At 67.8% G+C, this 15301-nt stretch carries 12 protein-coding genes; 4 read left to right on the top strand and 8 right to left on the bottom strand.

The genetic code is table 11. From position 1 onward, the window contains the following. Window positions 1-504: 504 nt before the first annotated feature. From KF889_12255 to KF889_12225, 7 genes are all read right to left on the bottom strand, one after another. On the bottom strand, window positions 505-1689 hold the full coding sequence (locus KF889_12255; protein MBX3500210.1) for an acetyl-CoA C-acyltransferase: 1185 nt from the start codon (window positions 1687-1689) through the stop codon (window positions 505-507). A 39-nt stretch (window positions 1690-1728) separates the two neighbouring features. Then, window positions 1729-3825, bottom strand: coding sequence for an enoyl-CoA hydratase/isomerase family protein (locus KF889_12250; GenBank protein MBX3500209.1), 2097 nt, complete (start codon window positions 3823-3825; stop codon window positions 1729-1731). A 73-nt stretch (window positions 3826-3898) separates the two neighbouring features. After that, on the bottom strand, window positions 3899-4642 hold the full coding sequence (locus tag KF889_12245; GenBank protein ID MBX3500208.1) for an MBL fold metallo-hydrolase: 744 nt from the start codon (window positions 4640-4642) through the stop codon (window positions 3899-3901). After that, window positions 4642-5040 (bottom strand): response regulator, encoded by a 399-nt coding sequence (locus tag KF889_12240; protein MBX3500207.1) that lies wholly within the window; start codon window positions 5038-5040, stop codon window positions 4642-4644. Before KF889_12240 ends, KF889_12245 begins: the two co-directional genes overlap by 1 nt. 17 nt (window positions 5041-5057) lie before the next feature. Then, the gene (locus KF889_12235; protein ID MBX3500206.1) at window positions 5058-7220 is read right to left on the bottom strand and encodes a PAS domain-containing protein; all 2163 of its coding nucleotides are present in this window, start codon (window positions 7218-7220) and stop codon (window positions 5058-5060) included. Between the two features lie 174 nt (window positions 7221-7394). Continuing rightward, window positions 7395-9026 (bottom strand): long-chain-fatty-acid--CoA ligase, encoded by a 1632-nt coding sequence (locus KF889_12230; GenBank protein MBX3500205.1) that lies wholly within the window; start codon window positions 9024-9026, stop codon window positions 7395-7397. Window positions 9027-9050: 24 nt separating this feature from the next. Continuing rightward, the gene (locus tag KF889_12225) at window positions 9051-9617 is read right to left on the bottom strand and encodes a TetR/AcrR family transcriptional regulator (protein MBX3500204.1); all 567 of its coding nucleotides are present in this window, start codon (window positions 9615-9617) and stop codon (window positions 9051-9053) included. A 115-nt stretch (window positions 9618-9732) separates the two neighbouring features. Here KF889_12225 and KF889_12220 point away from each other — a divergent pair, with 115 nt between their 5' ends. After that, window positions 9733-10956 (top strand): MFS transporter, encoded by a 1224-nt coding sequence (locus KF889_12220; protein ID MBX3500203.1) that lies wholly within the window; start codon window positions 9733-9735, stop codon window positions 10954-10956. 56 nt (window positions 10957-11012) lie between these two features. Here the strand turns inward: KF889_12220 and KF889_12215 are convergent, their stop codons facing one another. Further along, window positions 11013-12206 (bottom strand): amidohydrolase, encoded by a 1194-nt coding sequence (locus tag KF889_12215; protein ID MBX3500202.1) that lies wholly within the window; start codon window positions 12204-12206, stop codon window positions 11013-11015. Between the two features lie 56 nt (window positions 12207-12262). Between KF889_12215 and KF889_12210 the strand changes: the two genes are divergently transcribed. From KF889_12210 to KF889_12200, 3 genes are all read left to right on the top strand, one after another. After that, window positions 12263-12802: a GNAT family N-acetyltransferase gene (locus tag KF889_12210; protein ID MBX3500201.1), complete on the top strand. Its 540-nt coding sequence runs from the start codon at window positions 12263-12265 to the stop codon at window positions 12800-12802. Between the two features lie 128 nt (window positions 12803-12930). After that, a complete protein-coding gene (locus KF889_12205) occupies window positions 12931-13422 on the top strand; it encodes a heme-binding protein (GenBank protein ID MBX3500200.1) in 492 nt (163 codons plus the stop codon). 60 nt (window positions 13423-13482) lie between these two features. Further along, entirely contained in the window at window positions 13483-15288 is a 1806-nt protein-coding gene (locus tag KF889_12200; protein MBX3500199.1) for an acyl-CoA dehydrogenase, read from the top strand. Window positions 15289-15301: the final 13 nt, after the last annotated feature.

Here is a 15301-nt window from a genome sequence, read left to right as displayed (position 1 = left end):
GAGGACTCCAGCCCATGCCCAATGTTCTGTGAAGAAGGCAATGGAATCCCACCAGTGCAGAGCGATGAAGCGTCGCCAGGTAAGGCCTGCGCGCAAACTATAGCGCTTGCCGGCGCGGGCCAGATGTCGGTGAATGTCCTCGACCAGATCGCAATAGTCGCCACCGGATGACGGATTGATCGAGTCGTGCGGCACAGCCAGTGTTGGAAATCCGCGAAAACCGACCTCGCACACAAAGATGGCTCGGGGCTTCCGCCCGAGGATAAATCTACCTGAACGCCGAAACTCAACATAGAGGCGCACACTTCGAACGTCTGCCCACGGGATCGTCTTAGACGGGCCACCGGGGCCGATGAAGCGAAGTCCGTCGACCGTGCTCTCCACATCGATCGGGTTGTTCGGCTCGTCGCGTTGATAGGGGTGGCGCATCGACATCTTGCCAAGAGCGAAAAAGGGCGGAGCTTTCGGCTCCGCCCTTCGATCGCATCTACATTTGAGCAGCGCCTACTGCACGACCTCGAACAGGCCGGCCGCGCCCATGCCGCCGCCGATGCACATGGTGACGACGACGTTCTTGGCCTTCCGCCGGCGGCCCTCGATCAGGATGTGGCCGGTGCAGCGCGCGCCGGTCATGCCGAAGGGGTGGCCGATCGAGATCGAGCCGCCGTTGACGTTGAGCTTGTCGTTGGGGATGCCGAGCTTGTCGCGGCAGTACAGCACCTGCACCGCGAAGGCCTCGTTGAGCTCCCACAAATCGATGTCGTCCATCTTCAGGCCGAAGCGGGTGAGCAGCTTCGGGATGGCGTAGACCGGGCCGATGCCCATCTCGTCGGGCTCGCAGCCGGCCACCACCAGGCCCTTGAAGATGCCCAGCGGCTTCAAGCCCCTCTTGGCGGCTTCGGCGTCGCTCATGACGACAGCGGCCGAGGCGCCGTCGGAGAGCTGGCTGGCGTTGCCGGCGGTGATCCACTTGTCGGGACCCATCACCGGCTGCAGCTTGGCGAGGCCTTCCTTGGTCGTGTCGGCGCGGTTGCCTTCGTCCTTGGTCAGCTTGACCTTCTTCTTCGAGGTCTCGCCGGTGTTCTTGTCGGTCACCAGCATCTCGGTTTCCAGCGGCACGATCTCGTCGTCGAACTTGCCGGCCTGCTGACCCGCCGCGGTGCGCATCTGGCTCTGCAGCGAGTACTCGTCCTGGTACTCGCGGCTGATCTTGTAGCGCGCCGCCACCGTGTCGGCGGTCTGGATCATGCTGTGGTAGATGCCGGGCACGTGCTCCTGCACCCAGGGGTTCACCAGGCGGTGCTTGTTGCCGCCGCCGCCCTGCACCAGCGACACCGACTCCAGCCCGCCGGCGATCATCACCGGCACCTTGTCGACCAGCACGCGCTGCGCGGCCATGGCGATGGTCTGCAGGCCCGAGGAGCAGAAGCGGTTGACCGTCGCGCCCGAGACGCTGACCGGCGCGCCGGCGCGGATCGCCGAGACCCGCGCGACGTTGGAGCCCGTGGTGCCCTCGGGCGCGGCGCAGCCCAGCAGCACGTCCTCGACCTCGCCCAGCTCGAGCTTGGCGCGCTCGGCGGCGTGCTTGATGACATGCGCGCCCATCTCGGCGCCATGGGTGTCGTTGAAGGCGCCGCGGAAGGCCTTTCCGATCGGCGTGCGGGCGGTTGATACGATGACGGCGTCCATGTGTCCCTCCGGATATCCTTGTGATGATCCCAGTCTAGATCAAACGTCGGCGAACTTCTTGCCTTCGGCGACCAGTCGCTTGAGCAGCGGCGCGGGCTCCCAGAAGGGATCGCCCGACATCTCCTTGTACTTCAAGAGCGCGTCGTGGATGGCCTTCAGGCCGACGACGTTGTCGGCCCACCACATCGGGCCGCCGCGATAGACCGGCCAGCCATAGCCGTTGACCCAGATCACGTCGATGTCGAGCGCGCGCTGGGCCATGCCCTCCTCGAGGATCTTGGCACCCTCGTTGACCATCGGATAGAGCGTGCGCTCGAGGATCTCCTGGTCGGAGATGGCGCGGCGCGTGATGCCCAGCCGCTTCGAGTTCTCCTCGATGATCTTCTCGACCTCGGGATCGGGGATCGGCGTGCGGTCGGGCAGGTTGTACTTGTAGTAGCCGGCGCCGGTCTTCTGGCCGAAGCGGCCGAGCTCGCAGATCGCGTCGGCGACGTAGCCGGTGTAGCGCACGTTGCGCTGCTCCTTCTCCTTCTTGCCCTGGCGGATGCGCCAGCCCACGTCGTTGCCGGCCAGATCGCTCATCTGGAACGGGCCCATGGGGAAGCCGAAGTCGAAGATCACCTTGTCGATCTGCTGCGGCAGCGCGCCTTCCTCGAGCATGTAGGCCGACTGCACGCCGCGCTGGCGCAGCATGCGGTTGCCGACGAAGCCCTCGCAGACGCCGACCAGGGTCGGCACCTTGCCGATCTTCTTCGACAGGCTCATCACGGTGGCGATGACGTCCTTCGACGTCGCCTTGCCGCGCACGTTCTCCAAGAGCTTCATGACGTTGGCCGGCGAGAAGAAGTGCATGCCGATGACGTCGCCCGGCCGCCTGGTGTAGGAGGCGATCTGGTTGACGTCGAGCCCCGACGTGTTCGTCGCCAGGATCGCGCCCGGCTTGGCGACTTCGTCGAGCTTCTTGAAGACACCCTCCTTGACCTCCATGGTCTCGAACACCGCCTCGATGATGACGTCTGCGTCCTTGAGGTCGTTGTAGTCGAGCGTCGGCTTGATCAGCGCCATGCGCTTCTCGACGTCCTCGGCCTTCATGCCGCCGCGCTTGGCGGTGTTCTCGTAGTTGGTGCGGATGGTCTTCAGGCCGCGGTCGAGGGCTTCCTGGTTGTTCTCCAGCACGGTGACGGGAATGCCGGCATTGGCGAAGTTCATGGTGATGCCGCCGCCCATGGTGCCGGCGCCGATGATGCCGGCGGTCTTGATCTCGCGCTGCGGCGTGTCGGCCGGCACGTCCTTGACCTTCGCGGCCTCGCGCTCGGCGAAGAAGTAGTAGCGCTGGGCGGCCGATTCGCTGGAGACCAGCAGCTCCTGGAACAGCTCGCGTTCGCGCGCGAGGCCCTGGTCGAAGGGCAGCTCGACGGCGGCCTGCACGGTCTTGATGATGTTCCACGGCGCCTTGAAGCCACGCGCCTTGCGCGCGATCGACTTCTCGAAATCGGCGATGGCGGTCGGGCTCTCGAGCTTCACCTGCTGATCGCGCACGCGCTTGAGCGGCGCGTTCTGCGCGACGAGCTCGCGCGCGTAGGCGACCGCCGCCTCCTGCAGGTCGCCCTCGGCGATGCGATCGACGATGCCCTTGCTTGCAGCTTCCTTGGCCGGGATATGGCGGCCCGAGACCATGGCCTCGAGGGCGTAGGCCGCGCCGGTCAGGCGCGGCAGGCGCTGCGTGCCGCCGGCGCCGGGCAGGATGCCGAGATGAACCTCTGGGAGTCCGAGCCGCGTGGTCGGCGCCGAGATGCGGTAGTGCGCGCCCAGCGCCGTCTCCAGGCCGCCGCCCAGCGGCGTGCCGTGCAGGGCGGCGACGATGATCTTGGGCGAGGACTCCATGATGCGGATGACCTCGTTGAGGTCGGTGCCGGCGCGCGGCTTGCCGAACTCGCGGATGTCGGCACCGGCGATGAAGGTGCGGCCGCCGCCGATCAGCACGATCGCCTTGACCGCCGGATCGGCACCGAAGGCCTTGACGCCTTCATCGAGGCCGGTGCGCACCGCGGCGCTGAGCGCGTTCACCGGCGGATTGTTGACGGTGAGGATGCCGATCTCGCCATTGGTCGAGCGGATGACGGCTGGCTCTGACATGTCGCTGTTTCCCTCCGAAGCATCGTTCCGCGCCGCGAAAGCGCGTTCTGAGCGTTGAGGGACTCGTACCGCCTCAGACCGACAGGCGCAATCCGTCCTCGGCCGCCTCGATGCCCAGCGAGCCGACGCGCGAAAGCATCTCGGGACTCATGTGCGTTACCACCACGCGCCGGGCGCCGATCTCGGGCAGATGTTGCTTCACCGTCTGCCAGTTGAGGTGGAAGCGCACCGGCTTGTCGTCGAAATAGACCTCGCAGACGAAGAGATCGACGCCCTTCGCCGCCGCGACGATGGCGTCCACCCATTCGGTGTCGCCGGTGTAGCACATCGACTTGCCGTCGACCTCGACGCGCAGCGCCAGCGGCGGCGCGCCGCAGGGATGGCGCACGAGATGCGGTCTCACCGTCAGCGCGCCGAGAGTCGCCGGCTCATCGGGCGTGAGCTCGACGATGTCGAGGTCGAATTTCTGCGCGATGCCGGAGGAGCCGGGAAAGAACACCTCCATCGCCTGGAACAGGCGATCGCGCAGGCCGGGCGGACCGGCGATGACCAGCGGACGGGTGCGCCGGCTGCCGAGCTGGGCGTCGAGAATGAAGAAGGGCAGACCGCCGAAATGATCGCCGTGCAGGTGGGTGATCAGGATCGCATCGATGGCGTTGGGATCGATGCCGTGCTTGCGGATCGAGATCATCGAGCTGGCGCCGCAGTCGATCAGGAACGTGGCACTGGGCGCCCTGATATGGAAGCAGGTGTTGAATCGTCCGCCGCTGCCGAAGGCGTCGCCGCAGCCGAGGAAGGTGAAGTCGACAGGCGCCATCAGCCGTCCAGCGCGGCGGCGAGCGCCTGCTGCAGCTGGCTGCGCTGCACGGGCTTGGTGATCAGGGCCGACCGGGCGACGGCCATCATCTCATCGCGCAGGCCCTTCTCTCCGGCATAGGCGGTGCAGAATATGATCGGCGTCTGGGCAGCGGTGCGGATCTCGCGCGCCGCGGCGAGGCCGCTGCCGCCTCCAGACAGCCGCAGATCCATCAGGATCGCGTCCGGCTGTTGGCGCGTGGCCTCGTCGACGGCCTCGCGTTCGGTGGCCACCGGTCCGATGACGTCGTAGCCAAGAGCCTCTGCCATGTCGGCCAGCGACCAGGCGATCAGCGGCTCGTCCTCGACGATCAGTATCCTGCGTCCCGATCCGGATGATGGCGGCTCGTCGAGGGGCATGTCGTCGTGCTCCCGGTTCAGACGGACAGGGTGGCGGGGCGCTGGACCGATCCCGTGGCGGGCTGGCCGGCGGGATCGAGGACGGCCGAGGCGGGTGCGTCGACCAGCCACGTCACGCCCTCGGGCGGGAAGTCGAGATTGATATCGGCCTTCAGCGAGGCGGCGGTGATCCTTCCCGTGAGCTTGCGTCCGAAGCCGCGCCGGGTGGGCGGCGTGACGGGCGGGCCGTCGCTCTCGCGCCAGCTGAAGTGGAAATGCCGATCGTCGCCGTCGGTTCCTTCGAGGCGCCAGGCGATCGACAGGCGGCCCTCGGGCACCGACAGCGCGCCGTACTTGGCGGCATTGGTTGCCAGCTCGTGCAGCGCCATGCCGAGGATGTTGGAGACCTCGGGCTTGACCCGCAGGTCGGGCCCCTCGATCGTCACCCGACCGCCCGAGGTGTCGACGAAGGGCTTGAGCTGCGCCTCGACCAGAGGCCGCAGCCCGACGCCGCCGCGGGCACCTGCGACGGCGATATCCTGCAGGGTCGCCAGCGAGGCGATGCGCTGCGCCAGGCGCTCGCCCAGCTCGGCCGGATCCTCGCCGCTGCGCACCGTCTCGGTGGCGATCGCCTGCACCACGCTCAGCAGGTTCTTCGAGCGGTGCGCCAGCTCGCGCACCAGGAAGGCGTTGCGTTGCTCCGACTGCTTGAGCGAGGTGATGTCGGCGGAGACGCCGAGCAGCCCGACCGTGTCGCCGTGCAGATCGCGCACCGGCTCGATGCGCAGGCGGAAGTAGCGCGCCTCCTCGTCGACGCCGATCTTCAGCTCGGCCTCCTGGGCGTGGCCGGTCTTCATCGCGCGTTCCTTGAGCGCGATCGCCTCGTCGCTCCAGCCGGCCGGCAGCAGCTCCTCGTCGCGCCTGCCAAGCAGCTCCTGGCCGCGATGCGTGGCGCTTTCGCTGATCCAGGTCAGCCGGCGCTGGCGGTCCTGGGCGAAAACGACGATGTCGGCGCCGCGCAGCGCGACGTTGAAGCGATCGAGCGCCTGGCGCAGCGCCCGCGTGCGCTCGCTCAGGCGCTGCGAGGAGAGTTGCAGGGCGCCGGCGACCTCGTTGACCTCGCGCACCGACGAGCGCAGCGCCGGCGGGATGCGTTCGTCTTCCATCACCGTCGCGATGGCGGCGATCTCGCGGATCGGGCGGGCGACGAGGCGGCCCAGCGCCAGCGCGAGAACCAGCACGAGCAGCAGCAGGATGACGGCCAGCCCGAGGATTTCCCAGACCCCGGCGATGAGCGAGGCGCGTGCGACGGCGACCGGCACGTTCGCCGACGCCAGCCAGCCGGAGTTCGGCGACACCTTGGTGGCACGAAAGATCTCGACGCCCTCGACGCTGACGGTGCGAAAGGCCTTGTCGCGGCTGCGGCTGCGGCTGGCTGCGACGAGCTCGGGCGGCAGGGGTTTGCCGGCAAAGTCGTCGTGGCGCAGCAGGCGCGCGATGATGATGCCCCTGCGGTCCGACAGGCCCGTGTTCCACTGCGGCGGCAGGCCCTGGGCGCGCAGGATGTGCTGCAGCCAGACGGTGTCGATCGACATGTGCAGGAAGCCGCGCACTTCGCCGTCGCGGATCACCGGCGCGGTGATGCTAACCAAGGGCTGACGCGCCATGGCGCCGACGTAGACGTTGGAGATGTACGGCACGAGCGTGTTGCGTATCGCGGCGTCGATCTCGGGCACATCGACGCGCGGCAGGGGGGTGCCCCAGGCGACGCGGGTGTTGAACAGCATCTGGCCACCGGCATCGCGGTAAAGCAGATCGAGCCCCAACGGCTTGAGCGACCGCACGGCTCCCTCATGCAGCTCCTTGTATTGCTCGGCGTCGAATTGCGGCGAACTCGCCAGCACGGTGAGCGTGGCGGCGAGGAGGTTGAGACTGCGGTCGACTTCCCCGGCGAGGGCACCCGCCACCTGCTCGAGCCGATGCTCGATCTCCTGCTGACGGTCGGTCCAGCGGCGCTCGAGCAGGTAGGCGGTGCCTCCGAGCGCGGGCAGGACCAGGCAGGCGCCGAACAGAACCAGGAGCGATGCAATGCGAATCCCGCCGACCTTCGCGGCCGGCGGCGCCTGTTCCCTGGCGGGTGCGGTCAGGGGCGCGCGGTTCAGTTTAGGCTCGGCCGCGACGTCTCTAGATAGCCGCCACACACGGGTCTCCCGACCTTATTCGGCGTCTTCCCCGATCGCATTGTCACGGAGGCGGCGCCGACATGCAACCGTCGCAGACGGGGCCCCGAACGCGTGTCATCCCGAGCGCAGCGAGGGATCTTTCACTTTCGCCAGGATCCCTCGCTACGCTCGGGATGACAGAGGAGACGGTGCCTACGCCGTCGGCAGCTTGTAGTCCTTGAACTGCTCGCGCAGCCGGGTCTTGAGGATCTTGCCGGTGGCGCCGTGCGGGATGGCCTCGACGAACTGCACGTCGTCGGGCAGCCACCACTTGGCGACCTTGCCCTGGAGGAAGGCGAGAATCTGCTCCTTGGTGACCTTCGCATCGGGCCTGGGATGCACGATCAGCAGCGGCCGCTCGTCCCACTTGGGATGCGCCACGCCGATCACGGCGGCTTCGGCGACGCCGGGGCAGCTCATGGCGGCGTTCTCCAGGTCGATCGAGGAGATCCACTCGCCGCCCGACTTGATGACGTCCTTGGAGCGGTCGGTGATCACCACCGAGCCGTCCTTCTCGATCTTGCAGACGTCACCGGTGGCGAACCAGTCGTCCTTGCCGAACTGGCTCTGGCCGTCGCCTTTCATGTAGCCCTTCACGATCCACGGCCCGCGCACCACCATGTTGCCCGAGACGCTGCCGTCCTGCGGCAGGTCGTTGCCGGCGTCGTCGACGATCTTCATCTCGCAGCCGAACACCGGGCGGCCCGCCTTGGCGGTGATGGCGAAGCGCTCGGCGTCGGGCAGCTGGCGCTCGCCGCGATTGAAGCGCGTCGTCGTGCCGAGCGGGCTCATCTCGGTCATGCCCCAGCCCTGGACGACCTCGACGCCGTGCTCATACCAGAAACGGGAGATCATCGAGATCGGCACCGCCGAGCCGCCGATCAGGGTGCGCTTGACCGACGACATCTTGAGCTTGTTCTGTGCGCAATAGTCGAGCAGGGCGAGCCATACCGTCGGCACGCCGGCGCTGAGCGTCACCTGTTCCTTGTCGAGCAACTCGTAGACGCTGGCGCCGTCGAGCTTGGCGCCGGGGAACACCAGCTTGGCGCCGGCGATCGGCGCGCCGTAGACCAGGCCCCAGGCATTGGCGTGGAACATCGGCACCACCGGCAGCAGCGTGGTGTCGGGATCCATCGGGATCACCGAGCCATTCGATGCCATCATCGTGTGAATGAGCGTCGAGCGGTGCGAGTAGAGCACGCCCTTGGGATTGCCTGTCGTGCCCGACGTGTAGCACAGCGACGAGGCCGTCTTCTCGTCGAACGTCGGCCAGGTGAGCGTGCCCGGCTGGTTGGCGATCAGCTCCTCGTAGCACAGCAGGTTGGCGATCTTGCTCGAGGCCGGCATGTGCGCGCGGTCGGTCATCACCACGACATGCTTCACCGTCTTGAGGTGATCGATCACGCCCTCGACGATCGGCAGCAGGTTGAGGTCGACGAAGATGATCTGGTCTTCGGCGTGATTGGCGATGTAGGCGACGTGGTCGGGCGCAAGGCGCGGGTTGATTGTGTGCAGCACCGCGCCGATGCCGGAGATGCCGAAATAGCACTCGAAGTGGCGGAAGGTGTTCCAGGCGATCGTGCCGACGCGATCGCCGAGCTTGATGCCCAGCCCCTGGAGCGCCTCGGCCAGCTTCTTGGCCCTGATCAGCGCATCGCGATAGCCGTAGCGATGGATCGGCCCCTCGACGGTACGCGAGACGATCTCGACATCGGGATAGTAGCGGCCGGCGAAGTCGATGATCTGCGAGATCAGCAGCGGGCGGTCCTGCATCAGGCCGAGCATTGGCGTTTCCTCTGGTGCGTGCGGTTATTCCCCGGCGACTGTCATAACATGCTCGCCGGGGATCGCCACGCCCGCCTGACTGAGTAACGTGATCGCAGCCGCCTTGGCGGCGCGCGCCATGGCGGGATCGCCGCGCACCAGGTTGGTGGCGATGGCGCCGTCGACCAGGATCGCCAGCTGGGCCGCCAGCAGGTCGGGCTCGGGCAGCCCGAGCTTCACCAGCAGGTCGTGGAACCAGGCCTGCCGGCCCAGCTTGAACTCCAGCGCCACCGCCTTGGCCTCGTGCTCGCCCTCGCCGAGCTCGGCCACCGCGTTGACGAAGGGACAGCCGCGAAACGCCCGCGTGCCGAAACTGCGTTCCAGCCGGTCGAAGGAGCGCAGGATCAGGTCGGCCGGCTCGCGGTCCGACGGCGGCGTCTGCACGTTGCGGCGCTCCAGATACGCGACGATCAGCGCGTCCTTGGACGGGAAGTGGTTGTAGAGCGTGCGTTTGCTGATGCCGATCTCGGCGGCGATGGTGTCGACACCCACGGCGCGGATGCCCTGGCTGTAGAACAGCCGGTCGGCGGTCTCGAGGATCCGCTCTTTCATAGGCAGTTTTGGCGATTTCCGCATAGTGCACAGACCTGTGTAATTCTGCATTGACGGCAGGGCTTACGGGGATCAGGAATTACACAGATCGGTGTAATTCTCAAGCGAGCGTCCCATGCGTGCCGCGTTGCCCATCCTGATCGGCGTTTCCGTGATGCTCTCCCTGAGCATGGGCCTGCGCCAGAGCTTCGGCCTGTTCCTGCAGCCGCTGACGCGCGACATCGCCATCACGGTCTCGCAGTTCACCCTGGCGATCGCCGTGCAGAACCTGGCCTGGGGCTTCCTGCAGCCGCTGGCCGGCGCGCTCACCGTGCGCTGGGGTTTCCGGCCGATCATGGTGGCTGGATCGGTGCTCTATGTCGCCGGCCTCGCCCTGATGGCGATGGCGCAGGGCTTCGTCGGCGTGCTGATCGGCGCCGGTGTGCTGATCGGCATGGCGCTGGCCTGCACGGCCGCGGCGATCTCGTTGTCGGTGGCGACGCGCTCGGTCTCGGCGGCGGCACGCAGCACGGTGCTGGGCATCGTCAGCGGCGCGGGCTCGCTGGGCGCGCTGATCTCCGCGCCGCTGGGGCAGGTGCTGACCGACGAGCACGGCTGGCGCATCGGCGTGGCGTCCTTCGTCGCGCTGGCGTTGATCATGATTCCGGCGGCATGGATCGCCGGCCGCGTCGATCGCGTGCCGCTGCCGCCGGCGAGCGGCGGCGACATCGCCAGCGCCAGCATGAAGGGCGCGGCGCTCACCGCCTTCTCCAGCGCACCCTTCGTGGTGATGGCGACGGCCTATTTCGTCTGCGGCATGCAGCTGATCTTCCTCACCACGCACTTGCCGTCCTATCTCGCCCTGTGCGGCATGGACCCGATGCTCAACGCCCAGGCGCTGGGCGTGATCGGCGGCTTCAACGTGCTGGGCTGCCTGTTCTTCGGCTGGGCTGGCGGGCGCTGGAACAAGCTGGCGCTGCTCGGCGGCATCTACGTCGTGCGCTCGCTGACCCTGGCGCTCTATTTCATGTTTCCGCCGACGCCCCTGGGCACGCTGGTCTTCGCCGCGGTGATGGGCTTCGTCTGGCTCGGCGTCGGCCCGCTGGTATCCGGCGCGGTGGCCGAGATGTTCGGCCTGCGCTGGCAGGCGATGATCGCCGGCCTGGCCTTCATGGGCCATCAGGTCGGCAGCTTCGTCGGCGCCTTCGGCGGCGGCGTGATCTTCGACTCGCTGGGCTCCTACGATCTCGCCTGGCAGCTCGCGGTCATGCTCGGGCTGCTCGGCGGCACGGCGCAGATCGCCTTCGCGCTGCACCGCCCGCCGCGCCCGCCGCTGATTGCGGTGTCATCCCGAGCGTAGCGAGGGATCCAGTGACGGCCTGGATCCCTCGCTGGCGCTCGGGATGACAGGGTATGTCAGGCGTCCTCGCCAAGCTCCTGCTGCACCAGGTTGACCCAGTAGGCCGAGCCGGTGAGCAGGGCCTTGTCGTTGAAGTCGTAGATCGGCGTGTGCACGTGGTGGCAGCCGCCCTCGGCCTCGCCGCCGTTGCCGATGACGATGTAGGCGCCGGGCTTCTTCTCGAGCATGAAGGCGAAATCCTCGGCGCCGGTCATCGGCGCCATCTTGCCGTCGACGTGCTCGACACCGACTGTGGCCGCGGCCGCCTTCATGGCGATCGCGGTCTGCTCGGCGGCATTGACCAGCGGCGGGTAGCGGCGCTGGTAGTGGTACTCCGCGCTGCAGCCCCAGGCCTCGGCGGTCGAGCGCGCGATCTCGCCCATGCGGCGCTCCAGCAGGTCGCGCGTCGCGGCGCTGAAGCTGCGCGCCGTGCCGCGCACCATGACGTCCGAGGGAATCACGTTGGGCGAGCCGAAGCTGCCGGCGGCGATGTGGCCGACGCTCAGCACCGCGGTCTGCGTCGCCGCCACGTTGCGGCCGATGATGCCCTGGATGGCGAGGATGAAGCTGGCCGCCGGCGTCGTCGGATCGGTGCCGCGATCGGGCATGGCGCCATGACCGCCGGTGCCCTTGAAGGTCACCGTCCAGGAGTCGCTCGAGGCCAGCATCGGGCCGGGGCAGATCGCGAAGTGGCCGAGCTTCAGGCCGGGCATGTTGTGCATGCCGTAGACCGCGTCGCAGGGGAACAGGTCGAACAGGCCTTCCTCGATCATCACCCGCGCGCCGCCCAGGCCTTCCTCGGCCGGCTGGAAGATGAAGTGCACGGTGCCGGCGAAATCCGGATCGGCGGCGAGGTGCTTGGCGGCGCCCAGCAGCATGGCGGTATGGCCGTCATGGCCGCAGGCATGCATCTTGCCGTCGATCACCGAGCGGTGGTCGAAATCGTTCTTCTCCTGCAGGTGCAGCGCGTCCATGTCGGCGCGCAGGCCGATGGTCTTCTGGCCCGGCCGCGCGCCCTTGAGCGTGCCGACCACGCCGGTGGTCGCCAGCCCGCGATGGATCGGGATGCCCCATTCGGTGAGCTTGGCGGCGACGATGTCGGCGGTGCGCACTTCCTCGAAGGCGGTCTCGGGGTGCCTGTGGATGTCGCGGCGCAGGGCGACCAACTCGTCCTCGGATGTCTTCAGCGCGTCCAACACGTCATGCGGCATATGAACTCTCCTTGCTGCGTGCCAGCATAGCGTCGCGGCATGCAAATGGGGAAGGGATGGTCGACGCGACGCGTTTTGCCGGCGAACGGCCCGTGCTGACGACCGGGCGACTCGTGCTGCGCCAGCCCAGCGACGGGGACATTCCGGCGATCATCGACATCGTCGGCGACCTCAGGGTCGCGCGGCAGCTGGCGCGCATTCCACATCCCTACGGCGAGGCCGATGCGCGCTTCTTCCTCGACGAGATCGTGCCGCGCGAGCTGGTCTGGGCGCTTGCGCTGCGCTCCTCGGCGCGGTTGGTGGGCATGGCCGGCCTCACGCCCACCGACGACGGCGACGTGGCGGAGCTCGGCTACTACTTGGCCCCGGCGCTTTGGGGACGGGGCCTCGCCACGGAGGCGACGGGTGCGATCCTCGACTACGGCTTCGCAGTCGGGGGCTTCACATCGATCACCGCGGGCCATTTCGCCGGCAACCCGGCATCGGCTCGCGTGCTCGGCAAGCTGGGCTTCGTCGAGATCGGCCGCGCCGACCGCTTCTGCCTCGCAACCGGCTTGACTGAGCCGTCCATCGAGCTGCGCCTCGATCGCCGTTGATCAGCGGCGCGGCCAATGCGGCCTGCGGCGGGTTGAGGCAAAGCCGGGTCCGTGCGACGTTCGCTCATGCCTCGACGCGCCGTCTCGGCCGACCTGATGGGATATGGATCGAGGGAGGACGCGAGACCGTGAGCGACCATACCCTGTTTCCGGTGCACTCCAGCCTGACCCTGGTGCAGGCCGATGCGATGATTGCCGGTGCGCTCGCCGCGGCGCGCGCCGCCGACCTGCTGCCGCTCACCGTCGCCGTGCTCGATTCCGGCGGTCAGCTCGTCGCCTACAAGCGAGAGGATGGAAGCGGCGTGCTGCGCTTCGACATCGCGCTCGGCAAGGCGTGGGGCGCCCTGGGCATGGGCATCTCCAGTCGTACCCTGCGCGATCGGCTCGCCAACCGACCGGCTTTCCAGGGCGCGCTGGCGGCGGCCTCCGACGGCCGCTTCGTGCCGGTGCCCGGCGGCGTGCTGGCGATCGGCGCGCAGGGCCACGCCATCGGCGCGATCGGTATCAGCGGCGACGCATCCGATCGCGACGAGTATGCCGCGATCATGGGCGTGCAGGCCGCCGGCTTGGCGTCACATCCCGCCGCGCCCGCCGAGAACTGGCGATCGGCGGGTCTTTGACCAGGGGCAGCCGGCGCCGACGGCGTCGGGATGCAGACCCGTCATAGGTGGAACATCGAGATGACATCGCCGCTGATCAATCGCCGCGACCTGGACTTCGTGCTCTACGAACTGCTCGACGTCGGCGGCTTCACGAAGCACGCGCGCTACGCCGATCACAGCCGCGAGACCTTCGAGGCGGCGATCGAGACGGCGCATCGCCTGGCGCTGGAGAAGTTCCAGCCGCACAACGCCAAGGCCGACAAGAACGAGCCGGTCTTCGACGGCAAGGTGGTGAGCATGATCCCGGAGGTCGCCGAGGCGCTGGCCGCCTTCCGCGACGCCGGCTTCTTCGCGCCGACCAAGGACTACGAGCTGGGCGGCATGCAATTGCCGCTGACCGTGGCGCAGGCCTGCAACGCCATGTTCCAGTCGGCCAATATCGGCAGCGCCGGCTATCCCTTCCTCACCGTGGGCGCCGCCAACCTGATCGAGAGCTTCGGCTCGCAGGAGCAGAAAGCGCTCTACATGGCGCCGATGCTGGCCGGCCGCTTCTTCGGCACGATGTGCCTGAGCGAGCCGCAGGCGGGGTCGTCACTGGCCGACATCCGCACCCGCGCCGAGCCGCAGCCCGACGGCAGCTATCGCGTGATCGGCAACAAGATGTGGATCTCCGGCGGCGACCATGAGCTTTCCGAGAACATCGTGCACATGGTGCTGGCCAAGATCCCCGGCGGCCCGCCGGGCGTGAGGGGCATTTCCCTGTTCATCGTGCCCAAGCGCGTCGTCAATCCCGACGGCTCGTCGGGCGAGCGCAACGACGTGCGGCTGGCCGGGCTCAACCACAAGATGGGCTATCGCGGCACGACCAACACGGTGCTGAATTTCGGCGAGAAGGGCGGCGCCGTCGGCTACCTGCTGGGCCAGCCGCATCGCGGCCTGGAATACATGTTCCAGATGATGAACGAGGCGCGCATCGGCGTCGGCCAGGGCGCGGTGATGCTGGCCTATGCGGCGTATCTGTTCTCGCTTGAATACGCGCGCGGCCGGCCGCAGGGCCGTGCGCCCGACAGCAAGGATCCGGCCTCGCCGATGATCCCGATCGTCGAGCACGCCGACGTCAGGCGCATGCTGCTGCACCAGAAATGGGTGAGCGAGGGCGGCCTGCATTTGTGCCTCTTTGCCGCCTCGCTGGTCGATCGCATCGCCATGGCAGTTGACGCGGCGGAGAAGGCGCGGCTCGAGCTGCTGCTCGACACGCTCACCCCGATCGTCAAGGGCTGGCTGTCGGAGGTCTGCCTGAAGTCGAACGAGCACGCCGTGCAGATCCTGGGCGGCTATGGCTACACCCGCGACTATCCGGTCGAGCAGTATTATCGCGACCAGCGCCTCAATCCGATCCACGAGGGGACCGACGGCATCCAGGCCATCGACCTGCTGGGCCGCAAGATGGCGATCAAGGGCGGCGCCGGCTGGAACGCGGTGAAGGCCGAGATTGCGCGCGCCATCGGCATCGCCAGCGCCCACGATCAGCTCAAGCCGATGGCCCGCGACCTCGCCGCTCTCGTCGAGACGGTCGAGGCGACGCGCGCCACCCTGCTGGATGCGATGGGCAAGGGCCAGGCATCGCTGGCGTTGGCCAACGCCTTTCACTTCCTCGACCTGTTCGGCCTGCTGGTGATGGGCTGGATGTGGCTGTGGCAGGCCAGCGCCGTGCACGACCTGCCGCCGGCCGCCGGCGACGCGGAGCGCGCCTTCCGCGACGGCAAGCTCGCCGCCTGCCGCTACTTCTTCACCTACGAGGTGCCGCGCTCGGCTTATCTCGCGGCATTGCTGAACCGGCTCGACGACACGACGCTGACGATGAAGAGCGAGTGGTTCGCGTAATGGGGACCTCTTG

The organism is Alphaproteobacteria bacterium (assembly GCA_019635875.1).
Classification (GTDB): Bacteria; Pseudomonadota; Alphaproteobacteria; order Reyranellales; family Reyranellaceae; genus JAFAZJ01.
Note: the sequence above shows the minus strand (reverse complement) of the source record. Positions and strands in the feature narration are given on the sequence as shown.